Genomic DNA, 18,897 nt, shown 5'->3' on the forward strand with positions numbered 1-18,897 from the left:
TGACCGGTGCGCTGGACGGCGCGGCGAATGCGGGTGCTGAGCTGGGTGGCGGCCTGACCGGTGCGCTGGACGGTGCGGCGAATGCGGGTGCTGAGCTGGGTGGCGGCCTGACCGGTGCGCTGGACGGTGCGGCGAATGCGGGTGCTGAGCTCGGTGGCGGCCTGACCGGCGCGCTGGACGGCGCGGCCAACGCCGGTGCGGACCTGGGCGGCGCGCTGTCGGGTGCGGTGAACACGGGTGCTGAGCTCGGCGGCGGCCTGACCGGCGCGCTGGACGGTGCGGCGAACGCGGGCGCGGACCTTGGCCTGGGCGGCGTCGCGGACCTCGGTGGCGCGGTCACCGGCGCCGCCGACGCCGGACTCGGCGCGGGTGCGTCGGCAGGTGCGAGCGGCGGTGCCTCCGCAGGCGGCGAGTTCGGCGGCACGTCCGACCTGGTCGGCGGGATCAGCTCCGGGCTGAGCGGCGCCACCTCCGCCACCGGGAACGCGTGGTCGTCGCTGGACGCCTCGAACGCCTTCGGCAGCGAGGTCGCCACGACCCACGAGACGGACGGCGGGTTGTTCGGCAGCGGGCTCAGCGGCGTCGGCGGCAGCCTGTTCGGCGACGCGGACGCGACCGGTGCGGCCGAGGTCGGCGGGGAGGCGTCCGCGCACGCGGACCCGCTGCTGCCCTGATCGATCTGTAACGGAGCCGGCCCCGGACGCGTTATTGCGTGTGGGGCCGGCTCCGTGCTGGATCAGTGAAATCGCTCGCCACACGCGTCAGTACGACGCGGGTGGCGCAGAGGGAATTGTGGGTCGGGTTCATGGACAACGCATCTGCTTCGGCAGTCGAACGCACCGCCGCGGCGCAGGCAACGGCCGCGGACATGGTCGCGCTGCTGGAGCGGACCGGCGGCATCGCCCGGGCGGCCGGTCGGGCCGATCTGGTGGACCGCCTGGAGCTTGCCAGGAACCGGGTGCTGGACCCGCGGATGCGGATCGTCGTGGTCGGCCCGCTCAAGCAGGGCAAGAGTCAGTTGGTGAACTCGCTGCTGGGCCTGACCGTGTGCACGGTCGGGGACGACGAGACCACCGCGGTGCCGACGGTCGTGCAGAACGCGGAGACCGCGAGCGCGGAATTGGTGCTCGCCGAACCCGGGGCCGACGCGGTCCGGGTGCCGCTGCCGCTGGAGGAACTGAGCGCCGTCACGCCGTCGACCCCGCTCGCGGGCGGGCGGGAGGTGTTGCGGGTCGAGGTGAACGTGCCGAGCCCGCTGCTCGCAGACGGTCTGGTGCTGGTCGACACCCCCGGCGTCGGCGGGCACGGAAACCCTCATGCGGCAAGCACTCTCGGCCTGCTTCCCGCGGCGGACGCGGTCCTGGTGCTCTCGGATGCCAGTCAGGAGTTCACCGAGCCGGAGGTCGCGTTCCTGCGGCAGGTGGTCGGCCTGTGCCCGGCGGTTGCGTGCCTGATCAGCAAGACCGACCTGTACCCGCACTGGCGGGAGATCGTCGAGGCGGACCGCGGGCACCTCGGGCGCGCCGGGCTGAGCGTGCCGCTGATCCCGGTGTCGTCTGCGTTGCGCTCGCACGCGGTGCGGTTGCAGGACGAGGAGCTGAACGTCGAGTCGGGGTTCGCCGACCTGTACGCGTTCCTGCGCGAGCAGGTGGTGGCCAGGGGAGACGTCACCACCCGCCGGGCGGTGGCGCTCGACGTGCATTCGGTCACCGAGCATCTGACCCTTGGGCTCGGCAGCGAGCTCGCCGCGCTGCGCGACCCGGCGAAGGGTGCGGCGGCCGTCGCGGAGCTGCAGAAGGCCAAGGTCGCGGCCGAGGAGCTGCACAAGCGCACCTCGCTGTGGCAGCAGACGCTGTCCGACGGCGTCACCGACCTGGCCGCCGACATCGACCACGACCTGCGCGACCGGCTGCGCCGCGTCACCCGGCAGGCCGAGGAGTCCGTCGACGAGGGCGACCCAGGTAAGGACTGGGCGGAGCTCGGCGAGTGGCTCGAGCAGCAGGTCGCGACCTCGATCGGCGACAACTTCGTCTGGGCGCACGACCGCGCGATCTGGCTGGCCGAGGTGGTGGCCGGGCACTTCGCCGAGTCCGGGGCGGTGGACCTGCCGCACCTCGACGTCGCGGACCTGGGCGGGGTCCTCGAGCCGGTCAGTTCGCTCGCCGACCTCGAATCGGGCCGCATCGGCATCACCCAGAAGATGCTCGTCGGGATGCGCGGCTCGTACGGCGGCGTGCTGATGTTCGGGCTGATCACCACGCTGATGGGGATGGCCCTGGTGAACCCGATCTCGGTGGGGGCGGGGCTGGTGCTGGGCACCAAGGCCTATCGGGAGGACCGGGAGCAGCGGATCCTCAAGCGTCGCAGCGAGGCGAAGGCCGCGATCCGACGGTTCGTCGACGACGTCAGCTTCCAGGTGAACAAGGAGTCGAAGGACCGGCTCCGGTTGATCCAGCGCCTGCTGCGCGACCACTTCACCGCCATCGCCGAGCAGACCCTGCGCTCGCTCAACGACTCGCTTCGCGCCGCGCAGGAGGCCGCCAACCTGGCCACCAGCGAACGCACCAAGCGGACCGCGCAGATCGAGCAGGACATGCGCGCACTGAATGAGCTCAAGGAGATTGCGGCACAGATTCTTCCGGCCGGGACGCAGCGGTGAGCGGCGGCGCGCTGGCCCAGGCGCGTGCGCTGATCGATGCCGCGCGAGGGGTGTATGCCGGCGATCCCGCGGTGCGACGGCAACTCGACGAGTGCGCCGAGCGGATCGATCAGCCGCTCCGCGTCGCCCTCGCCGGATCGCTTAAGGCCGGCAAGTCGACGCTGCTCAATGCGCTTGTGGGGCAGGACATCGCGCCGACCGACGCCACCGAGTGCACCCGCGTCGTCACCTGGTACCGCCGGGGCCCGACGCCCACCGTCACAGCCTGGCACCACGGCGACCGGTCGTTCAATGTGCCCGTGCAGCGGCGCGAGGGCAGCAGTCTCACCTTCGACCTCGGTGCGATGACGGCCGCGGAGGTGGACCGGCTGGACGTGGAGTGGCCGGCCAGGGCGCTCACGAACACCACCATCATCGACACGCCCGGCACCTCCTCCCTCTCGCGCGACGTCTCGGCGCGCACGCTGGAGATGCTCACCCCGGAGGACTCGGCCTCCGGCGCCGATGCGGTGGTGTACCTGCTGCGCACTCTGGCCGCCACCGACGTCGCGTTCCTCGGGCAGATCGGCTCGCACGTCGGCGGCGAGTCCGGCCCGCTCGGCGTGGTCGGCGTGGTCTCGCGTGCGGACGAGGTGGGAGCGGGCCGCCTCGACGCGATGATGTCGGCCAAGGAGGTCGCGTCCCGCTTCGCCACCGAACTGGAGCTGACCGGGCTGTGTCAGGCGGTCGTCCCTGTCGCGGGCCTGCTGGCGCTGGGGGCGCGGACCCTGCGGCAGAGCGAGTACGCGGCCTTCCGTGCGCTGGCCGACGTGCCGCCGGAGGACCTGCAACTGGCGATGCTGTCCGCGGACCGGTTCGCCCGCCCGGACAGCCCGCTGCCGGTGGACGCGCACACCCGCGCTCAGTTGGCGCACCGCTTCGGGCTGTTCGGAATCCGGTTGGCGGTCACGCTGATCAAGCTCGGCACGCCCGATTCGCCCAGTCTCGCAGCGCAACTCGTCGAGCGCAGCGGCCTCGACGAGCTGCGGCAGGTGATCGACGTGCAATTCGGTCAGCGGGCCGATCAGCTCAAGACACACTCGGCCCTGCTCGCGCTCACCCGGGTGCTGTCGGCCCACCCTGGTGCGGAGTCCGACCCGATCCTCGCCGCGGCGCAGCGGCTGCTCGCCGACGTGCACGGCTTCCAGGAGCTGCGCCTGCTCGGCCGGCTGCGCTCGACGCGGCCGAACCTGTCCGACGAGGACGTCGCGCAGCTGCAGCGGCTGATCGGCGGGTTCGGGATCGGCCGCAGCGAGCGGCTCGGGCTCGATCCCGACGAGGGCGTCGCCGCGGAGCGGGCCGCGGCCCTTGCGGCGGTACGCAAGTGGCGGACCTGGGCCGAGCATCCGCTGCTGGACCAGTTCACCGCGCGCGCCTGCGGGGTGGCCGCGCGCAGCGCCGAGGGTGTGCTGGCGGAGCTGGCCGGCTAGCCGACGACGGCGCTGCGCACGTGGCGGCCGTCGCGCACCTCGGGGCCTGTACACGCTTTTTGTCGGCAGCACAACGGTTTTGGGCGCCCAGAACGTGTGCGCCGTCGGCAAAAAGTGTGTGCCCGTGGGGGACTCGCGGAGGCGGCGGTCAGCGCCGCAGCCACCCGCTGACGCCGGGCGCGAACAGCGCCGCGACGCCGACGGCAACCAGTCCGGCGTAGACGAGCGGTGCCCACTCCAGCACGCCGCCGGTGGCCTCGCCCGCCTCGACCATCAGCGACCAGAACACGACGGCGGCGGCGACCGACACGACCCCGACCACCGCGAGGGCCATGCGGGCGGCGGAATTCCGCCTGCCGAGCAGTTGCAGGCAGATCAGCGCGGCGACCAGCAGCACCGCGGCGGCCGACGCGCAACCCAGCAGGGTGAGCGAGACGGTATCGGCGATGTCGCGCTGCGAGGCGCCGGGACGCTCGGCGGACAGCGCGGACTCGAGGGCGTCGCGGACCGCGGACAGCTTGAGCGCGGTGGCGGCGGCGATGCCGACCAGGACGGCGAACGAGCCGATCCAGGCGGACCTGGCGACGGTGAGCGCGCGCGGCGCGTCGTCGGTCGGCGCGGGACGCAACGGGGCGGCGGCGAATTCCGGTCGCGGCGGCTGCGGGCGTTGCGGCGGCTGCGCAGGCGCGGCCTGGGGGACTCCGAACTCGTGCTCGCCTGCGTTGTCCATGCTTGGGATCGTAGGCGTTGCCCGCCGGAGCTCAGGTCGGCTCCACCGAATTCCAACGTCCACTGCGCGGGGCCCGGCACTGAACGTCTAGCGGCCGTAGTCCCACACGTGCTTCTGGGGATTGCAGGTGATCACCTGGCCCTCCGGCGACTGTGACATGAACGGATCGATCGCAGGGTCGCACGCCGACATGTAGTCGTGGACGGTATCGATGCCCCCGTTGGTGCCGGACCAGACCCCGCCGCCGACACAGATGAGCTGTTCGCCGGTGTCCGCGTCGACACCGACCCGGTTGGTCGAGCACTGCCCGCCCTCCGACCCGACGAGGGGCTCGACGGCCGGCGGGTGCTCGTCCGGGTGCATGGCGGCGGCGGTGCCCGCGAACCCGAGCGCGGGCAGCCCGATCAGTGCGGTGACGGCGGCGGTGCGGACGACGGTGGCGATTCGGTTGCTGGACATGGTGTTAGACCATCTTCGGTGGTGGGGTTGCGGCCGAGGCACGCTGGATGCCGTCAACGCTATGGCCCGGTCTCGGCGGCGCGCCATCACCACAAGGGGTGGAAGCGGTCATCCGCACCCGGGAACAAATCGCGAACCGCCCCCGTTGACCACTTCGACAGCCTTGAGTGCATGTGACTCAAGTTCGAGCTTGACTCCCAGTCCTATGGGTTGCAAACTTGAGCGTGTAGCACTCACTTAGGGTGAGATTGCAAGAAATCACCAGCACAACCAGCCCCGACACATCGCCGGGGGTGCTGCGACAAGTAGGAGGAACACTATGGCTCGTGCGGTCGGAATCGACCTCGGGACCACCAACTCGGTCGTGTCTGTGCTCGAAGGCGGCGAGCCCGTAGTGGTCGCCAACTCCGAGGGCTCACGTACCACCCCGTCGATCGTCGCCTTCGCCAAGAACGGTGAGGTGCTGGTCGGCCAGCCCGCGAAGAACCAGGCGGTCACGAACGTCGACCGCACCATCCGCTCGGTCAAGCGCCACGTCGGCACCGACTGGAACGTCGAGATCGACGGCAAGAAGTACACGTCGCAGGAGATCAGCGCGCGCACGCTCATGAAGCTCAAGCGCGACGCGGAGGCGTACCTCGGTGAGGAGATCACCGACGCCGTCATCACTGTGCCCGCGTACTTCGAGGACGCGCAGCGCCAGGCCACCAAGGAAGCCGGCCAGATCGCCGGCCTCAACGTGCTGCGCATCGTCAACGAGCCCACCGCGGCCGCGCTGGCGTACGGCCTGGACAAGGGCGAGAAGGAACAGACCATCCTGGTCTTCGACCTCGGCGGCGGCACCTTCGACGTGTCCCTGCTCGAGATCGGCGACGGCGTCGTCGAGGTCCGCGCGACCTCCGGCGACAACCACCTCGGCGGCGACGACTGGGACGAGCGCGTCGTGTCCTGGCTCGTCGACAAGTTCAAGGCGTCCAGCGGCATCGACCTGACCAAGGACAAGATGGCCCTGCAGCGTCTGCGCGAGGCCGCCGAGAAGGCGAAGATCGAGCTGTCCTCCTCGCAGAGCACCTCGATCAACCTGCCGTACATCACCGTGGACGCGGACAAGAACCCGCTGTTCCTCGACGAGCAGCTCACCCGCGCCGAGTTCCAGAAGATCACCTCCGACCTGCTCGACCGCACCCGTGCGCCGTTCCAGGCCGTGATCAAGGACAGCGGCATCGCGGTCAAGGACATCGACAACGTCGTGCTCGTCGGTGGCTCCACCCGTATGCCCGCCGTCTCGGACCTGGTCCGCGAGCTGACCGGTGGCCGTGAGCCCAACAAGGGCGTGAACCCGGACGAGGTCGTCGCCATCGGCGCCGCCCTGCAGGCCGGCGTCCTCAAGGGCGAGGTCAAGGACGTGCTGCTCCTCGACGTCACCCCGCTCTCCCTCGGCATCGAGACCAAGGGTGGCGTGATGACCAAGCTCATCGAGCGCAACACCACCATCCCGACCAAGCGTTCCGAGACCTTCACCACGGCCGACGACAACCAGCCGTCGGTGCAGATCCAGGTGTTCCAGGGTGAGCGCGAGATCGCCTCGCACAACAAGCTCCTGGGCTCCTTCGAGCTCGCGGGCATCCCGCCGGCCCCCCGCGGCGTGCCGCAGATCGAGGTCACCTTCGACATCGATGCCAACGGCATCGTGCACGTGACCGCGAAGGACAAGGGCACCGGCAAGGAGAACACGATCAAGATCCAGGACGGTTCCGGCCTGTCCAAGGAAGAGATCGAGCGGATGGTCAAGGACGCCGAGGCGCACGCCGAGGAGGACAAGGCCCGCCGCGAGGAGGCCGAGGTCCGCAACCAGGCCGAGTCGCTGGTGCACCAGACCGAGAAGTTCATCAAGGACAACGAGGACAAGGTGCCCGCGGACGTCAAGGAGAAGGTCGAGGCCGCCATCGCGGAGGCCAACACCGCCCTCGCCGGCAGCGACATCTCCGCGGTCAAGTCCGCGGTGGAGAAGCTCGCCACCGAGTCCCAGGCCCTGGGTGAGGCGATCTACAAGGCACAGGCCGACGAGGCCGGTACCGACGGTGCAGGCCCGAGCCAGGGCGACGACGTCGTCGACGCCGAGGTCGTGGACGAGCCCGCTGATCAGGACAAGAAGTGACCGAGCAGGACGCCGACCGCGAACCGGTCGTCGACGCCGAGATCCCGGCCGCCGCTGATGCGGCGGCCGGGGTCGCGGACGACGCCGAAGTCGATGAGCTGCTCAAGCTGACCTCGGAGCTCGACAAGGCCAGCACGGAACTGGGCTACGCGAAGGCGGAGATCGCGAACATCCGCCGGAACTCGCTCGTCCGGATCGACCAGGCCGTCGCGGCCGAGCGGGCGTCGGTGGTCGGTAAGTTCCTCGATGTCGTCGACGACCTCGACCGGGCGCGCGCCCACGGTGATCTGGAGACGGGTCCGCTGAAGGCGTTGTCCGACAAGCTCGCCGGGGTGCTGGACGGGCTCGGGCTCGCGGCGTTCGGCGACGAGGGTGACCCCTTCGCGCCCGACCTGCACGAGGCCGTGCAGGTCGAGGGCGACGGCGACCATCCGGTGCTCGGGACGGTGCTGCGCAAGGGCTACCGCCTCGGCGACCGGATCCTGCGGACGGCGATGGTGACGGTCACGGACGGCGCGCCTGCGCCGGACGAGGCCCCGGAGTAGTTACACAGGAAGCAACGAGAGGAGGAGACGCCCGGTGAGTGAGCGGGAGTGGATCGAGAAGGACTTCTACAAGGAGCTGGGCGTCTCCTCTGATGCTTCGGCCGACGAGATCAAGAAGGCCTACCGGAAGCTGGCACGGGACCTGCATCCCGACGCCAACCCCGGTGACACGGCGGCCGAGGAGCGGTTCAAGGCCGTGAGCGAGGCGAACGCCGTGCTCTCGGATGCGGCCAAGCGCAAGGAGTACGACGAGGCCCGCCGGCTGTTCGCCAGCGGCGGCTTCGGTCGCGGCGGTTTCCGCCCCGGCGCCGAGTACAGCACGGCTGGCGGCGGTTTCGGCGGCGGCGAGTTCAACATCGGCGACCTGTTCGGCGGCGGCACCAGCTACACCTCCGGCGGTGACGGCGGCATCGGCGACATCTTCGGCGGCCTGTTCGGCGGCGGGCGTGGCGGCGGAGCGGGCACCCGGACCGGCGCGGGCACCCGCCCGCAGCGGGGCAGCGACGTCGAGGCCGAGACCACCCTGCCGTTCCGCGAGGCCGCGACGGGCGTGACGGTGCCGCTGCGGCTGACCAGCCCGGCCTCCTGCATCACCTGCCACGGCAGCGGTGCGAAGCCGGGCACCAGCCCGCGGGTGTGCCCGCGCTGCAACGGAAGCGGAATCGTCAGCCGGAACCAGGGCGCGTTCGGGTTCAGCGAGCCGTGCGACGACTGCCGCGGCACCGGTTCGATCATCGACGACCCGTGCGACGACTGCCGCGGTACCGGCGTGCAGAACCGCACCCGCAGCCTCACCGTCCGGATTCCGAAGGGCGTGAGCGACGGTCAGCGGATCAGGCTGGCCGGGCAGGGTGAGGCGGGTCTGCGCGGCGCGCCGTCGGGCGACCTGTACGTCACCGTGCACGTCAAGCCGGACAAGGTGTTCGGTCGCAACGGCGACGACCTGACCGTCACGGTGCCGGTCAGCTACGGCGAACTGGTGCTCGGCACCACGGTCTCCGTCCCCACTCTCGAGGGCCGGGTCGGCGTCAAGATCCCGGCGGGCACCGTGGACGGCCGGATCCTCCGGGTTCGCGGTCGCGGGGTTCCCAAGCGCAGCGGCGGTGCGGGCGACCTGCTCGTGACCGTCAAGGTCGCGGTGCCGCAGGATCTCGACGAGACCGCCACCGAGGCGCTGCAGACCTATCTGTCGGCCGAGAAGGCCAGCGGATTCGATCCGCGTGCGGGCTGGGCGGGTGCCTGATGACCGCGCCCGGGGTGCCCGGCCAGAGCGCGGCTGACGCGCACGCGGACCCGGACGCCCAGATCTTCGTGATCTCGGTGGCAGCGGAACTGGCGGGCATGCACGCGCAGACGCTGCGGACCTACGACCGGCTCGGATTGGTGACACCGCACCGCGCCACCGGTGGGGGACGCAGGTACTCGCCGCGGGACGTGGCACTGCTGCGCGAGGTGCAGCGGCTGTCTCAGGACGAGGGCGTCAACCTCGCGGGCATCAAGCGGATCATCGAGCTGACCAATCAGGTGGAGGCGTTGCAACGCCGGGTCACCGAGATGGCCGCCGAGATCGCCAAGGTGCACGCCAGCTATCGGCGTGACCTGGTGCCGATCCCGCGTAACAACGCGCTGGTGGTCTGGAAGCCCAGGCACGAACGCTGATCGAACGCGCCCCACGACCCACTGTCCGAATGTCACATTCGTTCGCCTCAGGTGAATGAATGTGACATTCGGACATTTCGGGGTCCGGCATCCGCCCACCCGGGCCCGCGCACTCGTGAGACAGTGAGCCATGGCCGGTCTCGGGTCGTGGTGAGCGATGGTCGAGAAGGTGCGCGTCGTGGTTGCCGACGACCATCCGCTCTTTCGTGACGGCGTCGTCCGGGCGCTCGTCGGGAGCGGCGACGTCGAGGTGGTGGGGGAGGCCGACGACGGGGCCGCCGCACTGGCGCTGATCAGGGAACACCGGCCACAGGTCGCGCTGCTGGACTACCGGATGCCGCAGCTCGACGGGAGCCAGGTCGCGGCCGCCGTGCGCCGCGACGAACTGGGCACCCGGGTGCTGCTGCTCTCCGCGCACGACGAGTCCGCGATCGTCTATCACGCGCTGCAGGAGGGCGCCGCCGGGTTCCTGCCCAAGGAGTCGACGCGGGCCGAGATCGTGGCCGCGGTCCTCGAGTGTGCGAAGGGGCATGACGTGCTCCCCGCCGGTCTGGCCGCGGGGCTGATCGGCGAGGTCCGTCGCCACGCCGAACCCGCAGGCCCGGCGCTGAGCGCCCGCGAGCGCGAGGTGCTGGCGGCCATCGCCCGGGGGCTGACCATCCCGGCCATCGCGGGTGAGCTGTTCCTGGCGCCGTCCACCGTCAAGACCCATGTGCAGCGGCTGTACGAGAAGCTGGGGGTGAGCGACCGCGCGGCGGCGGTGGCCGAGGCCATGCGCCGGGGATTGCTGGAGTGACGTGGCGGGCCGCGACCGGGACCGCGTCGTCGAGCGGTACGCCACCGAGGCGGTGCGGGTCACCGCCTTCCTGCGGCTGCCGCTGATCGCGCTGATCGCGCTGCTGGGACCCGTCGTCAGCATCGAGCACTGGATGCCGACCGTGTTCCGGCTGATCCTGCTCGGGTACGCCGTCGGCGCCGTGGTGTGGCTGGCGGTGGTGATGCGAAGGCAGGTGCGGCCGTGGGCGGGCTGGGCGTCGACCCTCGTCGACATCGCGGCGCTGCTCGCGCTCTGCCTGGCGTCCGGCGGCGCGACGTCATCGCTGCTGCCGGTGTTCTTCCTGCTGCCGGTGGCGGTGGCGTTCCAGTACCGTCCCGCGCTCACCGCGACCCTCGGCACCTGCACCGCGGTCGGCTACCTGCTGGTGTGGATCCTCTACGCGGTTCGCGACGATCTCGTCGACCTGCCCGGCGTGGTGTTCCTCTACTTCGGATTCCTGCTCTGGCTCACCGCCGCGACCACCGCGCTGTCGATCGTCCTGGTCCGACGCTCGGGGACGGTGATCTCGCTGCTCGACGTCCGCCGCCGGCTGGTCGCCGAGTCGATGGGGGCGGAGGAACGCGAGCGCAGACGGTTGGCCGAGCACCTGCACGACGGCCCCCTGCAGAACGTTCTCGCGGCGAGGATGGACCTCGAGGAGGCGATCGAGCACCACGGCGACCCCGCGCTGGTGGCGGCGGAGGCCGCGCTGCGCGAGACCGCCACCCAGCTCCGCTCGACGGTCACCACGCTGCACCCGCAGGTGCTCGAACAGCTGGGCCTGACGGCGGCGTTGCGTGAGCTGGCCGACGGGTTCGGCCGGCGCGGCGGCTACGAGATGCGGGTGCAGTTGGCGGAGGTGGGCATGCCGGACTGCCAGTCCCTGCTGTACCGGCTGGCCAGGGAGGCGCTCGGCAACGTCGAAAGGCACGCGGGCGCTCACCGCGTCGAGCTCCGGTTGGCCCGGACCGCCGCGGCGATCACCCTCGAGGTGGCCGACGACGGTGCCGGATTCGACCCGATGGAGCTGCCCGCGCGCGTTGCCGAGGGGCACATCGGCCTGGCCTCACAGTTTCTCCGGATCGAGAATCTGGGCGGCACGCTGGAACTGATCTCTGCCCCGGGCGAGGGCACCCGCGTGGTGGCGACGGTCCCGGTCGAAAAACTCACATTGTTGTAATTCTGATACGTGTTTCGGTTGCGGCGATTCCTCGCTAGACTTCCCCAAACCCAACGGCAACCCGCCGAGAGGGGCCACGCGACCTGCAGAGGACACCGCAGGCCGCGTTTGTATGCGGAACGGGGACTCTGCAGTGGATTCAACGGCAATTTCGCTTGTCCGGACGACCTTCAAGGCCGTTGCGGCGATCGACGACGGACCGGCGCAACTGACCCGGTCCTTCTACTCGGTGTTGTTCGCGAACAACCCGGAGGTCCGCGAGTTCTTCCCCGCCGCGATGGAGGCCCAGCGAGAGCGACTGGTCCACGCGATCGCGTACGTCATCGACCAGCTCGACGATCCCGAGCCGGTTCTCGTCTTCCTCGCCCAGCTCGGCCGCGACCACCGCAAGTACGGCGTGGTCGACGCGCACTACACGGCGGTCGGCAACGCGCTGATCTTCGCGCTGAAGAACTTCGCGGGCAACGAGATCTGGACCGACGAGGTCGACAACGCCTGGCGCGAGGCCATCGCCCTGATCGCCTCGGTGATGATGGAGGCCGCGAACGCCGAGACCGGGCCTGCGACCTGGACCGGCACCGTCGTCGAGCACAAGCAGGTGCTCCAGGACGTCGCGGTGGTCCGGCTGCAGCTGGACCGCCCGATGGATTACGGCGCGGGCCAGTACGTGAGCGTGACCGTCCCCGGCCGCCCCCGGATGTGGCGCTACCTCTCTCCCGCGATCCCGGCCAACCCCGAGGGACAGATCGAGTTCCACGTCCGGCGCGTCTCCAGCGGCTGGGTGAGCCCGGCGATGGTCGGCCAGACCAACCTCGGCGACACCTGGGTGATGGGTTCCCCGCTCGGCGCGCTCGGCGTCGACCGCACCCAGAACCGCGACATGCTGATGATCGGGTCGGGAACGGGCATCGCCCCGCTGCGCGCGCAGCTGATGGAGATGGCGATGCGCGCCAACAACCCGAACGTGCACGTGTTTGTCGGCGGCAACTACCCGTGCGACCTGTACGACATCGAGACGCTGTGGCAGCTGTCGCTGACCAACCCGTGGCTCACGGTGGTCCCGGTCTCCGAGGAGGACACCAACCCCTGGTGGCACCTCGACCCGATCCCGTCGCCGCCCGCCGGGATGTACAAGCGGATCACCGGCAAGGTCAGCGCCGTCGCCGCCGACTTCGGCGACTGGTCGAACCACGACGTCCAGATCGTCGGGTCCGCCTCGACGATCAACACCACCAAGTTCCGTCTGCAGGCCAGGGGCGTCCCGGCCGAGAACGTGCGGCACGACCCGCTGTACTGATCGGCGCCTGAACGCGCCGCCCGGTCAGCGGGAGAGGTTGTAGGCCACGGTGAGGCCACCGCCATAGCGTCGCTGGAGAGAGAGTCTCCAGCGAAAGGCAGCCACCGTGAACGCCCCATCACCATTGTCCGCAGGGACCGTCCCCACCACTGTCGATGTCGTCGTCGTCGGGGCGGGCTTCGCCGGGCTCTACGCGCTGCACCGGCTTCGCGGTGCCGGACTGACGGTGCGGGTGTTCGAGGCGGGCGACGGGGTCGGCGGCGTCTGGTACTGGAACGGGTATCCCGGCGCGCGCTGCGACGTCGAGAGCGTCGACTATTCGTACTCGTTTTCCGAAGAGCTGCAGCAGGATTGGGACTGGAGCGAGAAGTACGCCACCCAGCCTGAGATCCTGCGCTACGTCAACCACGTGGCGGACCGCTTCGACCTGCGCCGCGACATCACGTTCGGGACCAGGGTGACCGACTCGGTGCTGGACGAGCGGACGCTGCGGTGGGAGGTTCGCACCGACGCGGGCGAGGCGATCTCCGCGCGGTTCGTCATCTTCGCCGTCGGGCCGCTGTCGAACGCGAACATCCCCGCCATCGATGGCCTCGACGAGTTCAACGGCGGGATCTATCACACCGCGCACTGGCCGCACGAGGGCGTCGACTTCACGGGCAAGACCGTCGGCGTGATCGGGACGGGATCCTCTGGCATCCAGACGATTCCGTTCATCGCGGAGCAGGCAGAGCAGCTGCACGTGTTCCAGCGCAGCGCGAACTACAGCGTGCCCGCGGGCAACGTGCCGCTCGACGGGGAGACCAGGCGCGCGCAGAAGGCGGACTACGCCGAGCGGCGCCGGCTGTCCTTCCTCAGCGGCGGCGGCTCGCCGCACCAGGCGCATCCGAAGCCGGCCATGGAGGTCTCCGCGGACGAGCGCCGCGAGGCCTACGAGAAGCGTTGGCAGCTCGGCGGGGTGCTGTTCAGCAAGACGTTTCCCGATCAGGTCCTCAACCTGGAAGCCAACGACACCGCCCGCGAGTTCTGGGAGGGCAAGGTGCGCGCGGTCATCGACGACCCCGAGGTCGCGGAGCTGCTGATCCCCAAGGACCACGCGATCGGCACCAAGCGGATCTGCACCGACGCCAACTACTACCAGACCTACAACCGCGCCAACGTGAACCTGGTGAACCTGCGGGCCACCCCGATCGAGAGCATCGATGCGACCGGCGTCTCCACGTCCGGCGAGCGCTACGAACTCGACGCCCTGGTCCTGGCCACCGGCTTCGATGCGATGACCGGTTCGCTCGAGAAGGTGAACATCGTCGGACGCGGCGGCCAGACATTGAACCAGGCGTGGGCCGAGGGTCCCAGGACCTACCTCGGCCTCGGCACCGACGGATTCCCCAACCTGTTCAACCTGACCGGCCCTGGCAGCCCGTCGGTGCTCGCGAACATGGTGCTGCACTCGGAGCTGCACGTGAACTGGGTCGCCGACGCCATCGCGCATCTCGACGAGCACGGCGCGATCGCCATCGAGGCGAGCGCCGACGCCGTCGCCGCCTGGGGTCGTGAGTGCACGGATCGCGCCGCGTCGACGCTCATGACGACGGCGAACTCCTGGTACCTGGGCGCCAACATCCCCGGCAAGCCGCGGGTCTTCATGCCGTTCGTCGGCGGCTTCGGCGTCTACGGCGAGATCATCGCCGAGGTCGCGGCGGCCGGCTACAAGGGGTTCGAGCTCCTCGAGGCGAACGGGTGAGCATGCGTCGTATGGCGGGCAAGGTCGCGGTCATCACCGGTGCTGCGAACGGCATGGGCCGTGCCCACGCCGTGCGACTGGCCGCGGAGGGCGCGGACATCATCGCGCTCGACCTGCCGGGCGCGGCTGCCGAGCTGGCCGAAACCGCCCGCCTGGTGGGCGAACTCGGTCGCCGTGTGGTGGTCGCGGGCGCGGACGTGCGCGACCTCGCCGCCGTGCAGGCGGGTGTGGACCTGGGCGTGGCGGAGCTGGGCCGGCTCGATGTCGTGGTCGCGAACGCAGGCGTGTGCGACAACCCTGGGCCGGCCTGGACCATCGACGAGCCGGTGTGGCGTCGTTCGCTCGACGTCAACCTCACCGGGGTGTGGCACACGGTGAAGGCCGCGGTGCCGTCGATCGGCGCGGACGGCGGGTCGGTCGTCATCGTCAGCTCGACGGCAGGCATCAAGGCCGTGGCCGGGGCCGCGCACTACTCGGCGAGCAAGCATGCGGTGATCGGGCTCATGCGCACCCTGGCAAACGAGCTGGGGCCGAGGTCGATTCGCGTCAATGCCCTGCTGCCGGGCGCGGTCGGTACCGCGATGACGCTGAACCCCGCGACGTTCGCCCGGTTGCGGCCGGACCTGGAGAACCCCACCGCCGAGGACGTGATGAAGGTGCTCGCGCGCAACCACCTGCTGCCGGTGCCGTGGGTGGAGTCCGAGGATGTGAGCAACGCCCTGCTGTTCCTGGTGTCCGACGACGCCCGGTACATCACCGGAACCCAGCTGGTGGTCGACGCCGGCCTGACGCAGAAGGTATGACGATGAGCGGACGGGTAGCAGGCAAGGTTGCGCTGGTCACCGGCGCGGCACGGGGAATCGGACGCGCTCAGGCGCTGCGGTTCGCACAGGAGGGCGCGGACGTGATCGCCGTCGACCTGTGCGGCCCCGTCGAGTCCGTGGTCACCCCGCCGTCGAGTGCGGCCGACCTCGCCGAGACCGAGGCACTGGTCCGCGAAACCGGCAGGCGAATAGAGACTTTCGAGATCGATGTGCGCGACCGGGCGGCACTGGGGGCGGCGGTGGACGCGGGCGTCGCGACGTTCGGCGGCCTCGACATCGTGTGCGCGACAGCCGGTATCACCAGCGCCGCCCCCGCGCTCGAGCTCACCGAGCAGGCCTGGAACACCATGCTCGACGTCAACCTCACCGGGGTGTGGCAGACCTGCGCGGTGTCCGCGCCGCACCTGATCGAGCGGGGCGGCGGGGCGATGATCCTGACCAGCTCGATCGCCGGGCTGCGCGGACTGGTCGGCGTCGCGCACTACACGGCCGCCAAGCACGGCGTCGTCGGGCTGATGCGGTCGATGGCAAAGGAATTGGCGCCGCACGGGGTTCGGGTCAACACCGTGCACCCCACCAACGTGGACACCCCGATGATCCAGAACGACGCGGTGCGCGCGAAGTTCCGCCCCGACCTGGACCGTCCGCCGACGCGCGAGGAGTTCGCCGATTCGGCGGTGACCATGAACATGCTCGCGATCCCGTGGGTGGAGCCGGTGGACGTGGCGAACGCCGCGCTGTTCCTGGCGTCCGACGAGGCCCGCTACATCACCGCGGTGTCCCTCCCCGTGGACGCGGGCAGCACAATGCGCTGACGCACCCGTGCGCGGTTGAGGGGTCCCTGGACCCGCTAACCGCGCACGGGTGCGAAGCGCCTATTCGAACTGGATTGCGCCGGCCGGGGTTCCGCTGTCGATGAGTGCACGCAGGGTGAAGCGCACCATGGCGGGCGAGCCGCAGACCAGCACCTGGTGGTCGGTGTAGGCGCCGTACGAGCTGACGACCTCGGCCAGCGTGCCCGCGATGATGTCGTCGGGTCCGTAGCCGATGTCGACCCGGGTGCGGTCGTACCACTCGTCGGCCCACTCGGGGTCCTGCACGTTCTCGACGACCGGGACCACGGTCAGCCAGTCAAGTTGCTGCGCCAGGATCCACAGCATGTCGGAGCCGTAGAGGTCGCGGGGATGACGGCCGCCGATGAACAGGTACACCCGCGGCGGCTGCGGGCGTCGTGCGAGCTCCAGCAGGATCGAGCGGAACGGCGCCAGCCCGGTGCCGCCCGCGACCATCACCACGTCCCGACCGGAATCGTCCACCGTCAGGCGGCCGCTCGGCTCGCTGATCTGCCACTGGTCCCCCGGGGCGGTGTCGCCGACGATCGCGCCGCTGATCCAGCCGGCGGGGACCGTCCTGACGTGGAACTCGAGCTTGCCGTCGAGCGAGGGCGGGAGGGCCGGCGAGTAGCGCCGCGACACCCGCGGGTTCTGCGGCACGGTCACCGACACCGACTGTCCCGCGGCGAAGGGGACGAACTCGCCCTCCAGTCGCACCACCGCGAGATCGGTGCGCAGCCGGTGGTGCTCCACCACCGTCGCGGTCCACACCTGCTGTTCGACGCCCTGGTTCTGCATGCTCAGAGGGTATCGCGACGGGGTTGGCACCTGCACAAATGCAATTGCCACTAGAACATGTGTCAGTTTGCGTTCTAATGTGAGGCGTGCCACGTGCACGGCCGCGGCCCGCCAGCCGTGACCCCCAGTCAGAGCGGAGAAGAAATGACCACCGATGAGCTCGCCGACCTGCACCGCCCGCAGTACACGGCGGACCTGCTGATCACCGCGCTGGAGCGCAACGCGGACCGGCCCGCCCTCTACCTCGGCGACGTGGTGCTCACCGGCGGACAGATGCGCGACCAGATCAGCTGCTTCGTGCAGGCGCTGCAGTCTCTCGGAATCGGTACGGGCTCCACGGTCGCGATGCTCTCGAAGAACCGTCCCGAGGTGCTCATCAGCGTCGGGTCCACGATGATCCTCGGCTGCCGCAACACCGCGCTGGCACCGATGGGATCGCTCGACGATCACCGCTACATCCTCGAGGACTCCGAGATCGAGACGCTGATCTTCGATCCCACCGCGTTCGAGGGGCGCGCGGCGGAGCTCAAGGCGTCGCTGCCCTCGCTGAAGAACCTGTTCTCGCTCGGTCCGTCGGAGGTCGGCGTCGACCTGCTGGCACTGGTGGGGGACTTCGTCCCCGAGCGGTTGGTCGCCGCGAGAGTGTCCGGCACCGACGCGAGCAGCATCGTCTACACCGGCGGTACCACCGGCAAGCCCAAGGGCGTGATCAACACCTTCCAGTCGGGCGTGACGCTGCCGCAGATCCAGATGGCCGAGTGGCAGTGGCCGGACGAGATGCGCTTCCTCGCCTGCACCCCGCTCTCGCACGCGGGCATGGCGTTCTTCGTGCCGACGCTGATGCGAGGCGGCTCGCTGGTGGTGCTGCCCGCTTTCGAGCCGGGCGCCGTCCTCGAGGCGATCGAGAAGCACAAGATCACCGTGACGATGCTCGTTCCCACGATGATCTACATGCTGCTCGACCACCCGGACCTGGCCAAGCGGGACCTCTCCAGCCTGCAGACGCTGTACTACGGCGCGGCCGCCATGTCGCCCGCGCGGCTGGTCGAGGGCATCGAGAAGCTCGGCCCGATCTTCTTTCAGTACTTCGGCCAGAGTGAGTGCGGGATGACGATCTCGGTGCTGCGCAAGGAGGAGCACCTGACCGACGACCTGGAGCGCCTGGCGTCGTGCGGGCGTCCGGTGCCGTGGCTCGACGTGCGACTGCTCGACGAGGACCTGAACGAGGTGCCGCGGGGCGAGCTCGGTGAGATCTGCGTCCGCGGTCCGCTGGTGATGCAGGGCTACTGGAAGAAGCCTGCCGAGACGGCGGAGGCGCTGCGCGGCGGCTGGTTGCACACCGGCGACATCGCCCGTGCGGACAAGGACGGCTTCCTGTTCATCGTCGATCGCAAGAAGGACATGATCATCACCGGCGGCTTCAACGTCTTCCCCCGGGAGATCGAGGACGTCATCTCCGGTCACCCCGCGGTCGCGTCGGTCGCGGTTGTCGGTGTGCCGGACGAGAAGTGGGGCGAGGCCGTCAAGGCCTGCGTGGTGCTGCGCGAGGGCGCGACGGTGGAGGTCGCCGAGCTGGTAGAGCGGGTGAAGGCCGCGAAGGGCGCGGTGCACGCGCCGAAGTCGATCGATTTCGTCGACGCGCTGCCGCTGACCCCGCTGGGCAAGCTGGACAAGAAGACGCTGCGGGCGCGCTACTGGGAGGGTGCGGCGCGCGCGGTGTAGGCG

General features: G+C 70.1%; 16 protein-coding genes and 1 pseudogene. 14 read left to right on the plus strand and 3 right to left on the minus strand.

Annotated elements, in window-relative coordinates:
- From ACFXMV_RS14225 to ACFXMV_RS14235, 3 genes and pseudogenes are all read left to right on the plus strand, one after another.
- A pseudogene (locus tag ACFXMV_RS14225) lies at positions 1 to 674 on the plus strand (hypothetical protein); the annotation flags it as partial.
- Positions 675 to 868: 194 nt separating this feature from the next.
- Positions 869 to 2,659 (plus strand): dynamin family protein, encoded by a 1,791-nt coding sequence (locus ACFXMV_RS14230; protein WP_378498478.1) that lies wholly within the window; start codon positions 869 to 871, stop codon positions 2,657 to 2,659.
- Entirely contained in the window at positions 2,656 to 4,128 is a 1,473-nt protein-coding gene (locus ACFXMV_RS14235) for a dynamin family protein (RefSeq protein ID WP_378498468.1), read from the plus strand. The genes ACFXMV_RS14230 and ACFXMV_RS14235 overlap by 4 nt, the downstream gene beginning before the upstream one ends.
- 148 nt (positions 4,129 to 4,276) lie before the next feature.
- Here the strand turns inward: ACFXMV_RS14235 and ACFXMV_RS14240 are convergent, their stop codons facing one another.
- The gene (locus tag ACFXMV_RS14240) at positions 4,277 to 4,858 is read right to left on the minus strand and encodes a hypothetical protein (protein ID WP_378498467.1); all 582 of its coding nucleotides are present in this window, start codon (positions 4,856 to 4,858) and stop codon (positions 4,277 to 4,279) included.
- Positions 4,859 to 4,945: 87 nt separating this feature from the next.
- On the minus strand, positions 4,946 to 5,317 hold the full coding sequence (locus ACFXMV_RS14245; RefSeq protein ID WP_378498466.1) for a hypothetical protein: 372 nt from the start codon (positions 5,315 to 5,317) through the stop codon (positions 4,946 to 4,948).
- Positions 5,318 to 5,636: 319 nt separating this feature from the next.
- On the opposite strand from ACFXMV_RS14245, the gene dnaK reads away from it, so the two are divergent.
- From dnaK to ACFXMV_RS14295, 10 genes are all read left to right on the plus strand, one after another.
- On the plus strand, positions 5,637 to 7,475 hold the full coding sequence (gene dnaK / locus ACFXMV_RS14250) for a molecular chaperone DnaK (RefSeq protein ID WP_378498465.1): 1,839 nt from the start codon (positions 5,637 to 5,639) through the stop codon (positions 7,473 to 7,475).
- A complete protein-coding gene (gene grpE / locus ACFXMV_RS14255) occupies positions 7,472 to 8,020 on the plus strand; it encodes a nucleotide exchange factor GrpE (RefSeq protein WP_378503364.1) in 549 nt (182 codons plus the stop codon). The genes dnaK and grpE overlap by 4 nt, the downstream gene beginning before the upstream one ends.
- 34 nt (positions 8,021 to 8,054) lie before the next feature.
- Positions 8,055 to 9,263, plus strand: a complete 1,209-nt coding sequence (dnaJ, locus tag ACFXMV_RS14260; RefSeq protein ID WP_378500215.1) for a molecular chaperone DnaJ — start codon at positions 8,055 to 8,057, stop codon at positions 9,261 to 9,263.
- Positions 9,263 to 9,679 (plus strand): heat shock protein transcriptional repressor HspR, encoded by a 417-nt coding sequence (locus ACFXMV_RS14265; RefSeq protein ID WP_378500214.1) that lies wholly within the window; start codon positions 9,263 to 9,265, stop codon positions 9,677 to 9,679. Before dnaJ ends, ACFXMV_RS14265 begins: the two co-directional genes overlap by 1 nt.
- A gap of 157 nt (positions 9,680 to 9,836) precedes the next feature.
- On the plus strand, positions 9,837 to 10,475 hold the full coding sequence (locus tag ACFXMV_RS14270; protein WP_378500213.1) for a response regulator: 639 nt from the start codon (positions 9,837 to 9,839) through the stop codon (positions 10,473 to 10,475).
- 1 nt (position 10,476) lies between these two features.
- Positions 10,477 to 11,676 (plus strand): sensor histidine kinase, encoded by a 1,200-nt coding sequence (locus tag ACFXMV_RS14275; RefSeq protein ID WP_378500212.1) that lies wholly within the window; start codon positions 10,477 to 10,479, stop codon positions 11,674 to 11,676.
- 133 nt (positions 11,677 to 11,809) lie between these two features.
- Entirely contained in the window at positions 11,810 to 12,973 is a 1,164-nt protein-coding gene (locus tag ACFXMV_RS14280) for a globin domain-containing protein (RefSeq protein WP_378500211.1), read from the plus strand.
- Positions 12,974 to 13,079: 106 nt separating this feature from the next.
- Positions 13,080 to 14,717, plus strand: coding sequence for a flavin-containing monooxygenase (locus ACFXMV_RS14285; RefSeq protein ID WP_378500210.1), 1,638 nt, complete (start codon positions 13,080 to 13,082; stop codon positions 14,715 to 14,717).
- Between the two features lie 2 nt (positions 14,718 to 14,719).
- Positions 14,720 to 15,520, plus strand: a complete 801-nt coding sequence (locus ACFXMV_RS14290) for a mycofactocin-coupled SDR family oxidoreductase (protein ID WP_378500217.1) — start codon at positions 14,720 to 14,722, stop codon at positions 15,518 to 15,520.
- A gap of 2 nt (positions 15,521 to 15,522) precedes the next feature.
- Positions 15,523 to 16,356 (plus strand): mycofactocin-coupled SDR family oxidoreductase, encoded by an 834-nt coding sequence (locus ACFXMV_RS14295; protein ID WP_378500209.1) that lies wholly within the window; start codon positions 15,523 to 15,525, stop codon positions 16,354 to 16,356.
- Positions 16,357 to 16,416: 60 nt separating this feature from the next.
- Here ACFXMV_RS14295 and ACFXMV_RS14300 read toward each other — a convergent pair whose 3' ends face one another.
- Positions 16,417 to 17,172: an FAD-binding oxidoreductase gene (locus ACFXMV_RS14300; protein WP_378500749.1), complete on the minus strand. Its 756-nt coding sequence runs from the start codon at positions 17,170 to 17,172 to the stop codon at positions 16,417 to 16,419.
- 144 nt (positions 17,173 to 17,316) lie between these two features.
- Between ACFXMV_RS14300 and ACFXMV_RS14305 the strand changes: the two genes are divergently transcribed.
- Positions 17,317 to 18,894 carry an AMP-binding protein gene (locus ACFXMV_RS14305; RefSeq protein ID WP_378500748.1) on the plus strand — a complete coding sequence of 526 codons (1,578 nt, stop codon included), beginning with the start codon at positions 17,317 to 17,319 and terminating at the stop codon, positions 18,892 to 18,894.
- Positions 18,895 to 18,897: the final 3 nt, after the last annotated feature.

Origin of the sequence: Rhodococcus sp. NPDC059179 (assembly GCF_042754885.1) — a bacterium.
Taxonomy (GTDB): Bacteria; Actinomycetota; Actinomycetes; order Mycobacteriales; family Mycobacteriaceae; genus Rhodococcus_G.

Coding starts and splice junctions, on each gene's coding strand:
- ACFXMV_RS14270 (WP_378500213.1), top strand. CDS start 9,837: ATGGTCGAGAAGGTGCGCGTCGTGGTTGCCGACGACCATCCGCTCTTT.
- ACFXMV_RS14305 (WP_378500748.1), top strand. CDS start 17,317: ATGACCACCGATGAGCTCGCCGACCTGCACCGCCCGCAGTACACGGCG.
- ACFXMV_RS14240 (WP_378498467.1), bottom strand. CDS start 4,858: ATGGACAACGCAGGCGAGCACGAGTTCGGAGTCCCCCAGGCCGCGCCT.
- dnaK (WP_378498465.1), top strand. CDS start 5,637: ATGGCTCGTGCGGTCGGAATCGACCTCGGGACCACCAACTCGGTCGTG.
- ACFXMV_RS14290 (WP_378500217.1), top strand. CDS start 14,720: ATGCGTCGTATGGCGGGCAAGGTCGCGGTCATCACCGGTGCTGCGAAC.
- ACFXMV_RS14245 (WP_378498466.1), bottom strand. CDS start 5,317: ATGTCCAGCAACCGAATCGCCACCGTCGTCCGCACCGCCGCCGTCACC.
- ACFXMV_RS14300 (WP_378500749.1), bottom strand. CDS start 17,172: ATGCAGAACCAGGGCGTCGAACAGCAGGTGTGGACCGCGACGGTGGTG.
- ACFXMV_RS14295 (WP_378500209.1), top strand. CDS start 15,523: ATGAGCGGACGGGTAGCAGGCAAGGTTGCGCTGGTCACCGGCGCGGCA.
- ACFXMV_RS14265 (WP_378500214.1), top strand. CDS start 9,263: ATGACCGCGCCCGGGGTGCCCGGCCAGAGCGCGGCTGACGCGCACGCG.
- ACFXMV_RS14230 (WP_378498478.1), top strand. CDS start 869: ATGGTCGCGCTGCTGGAGCGGACCGGCGGCATCGCCCGGGCGGCCGGT.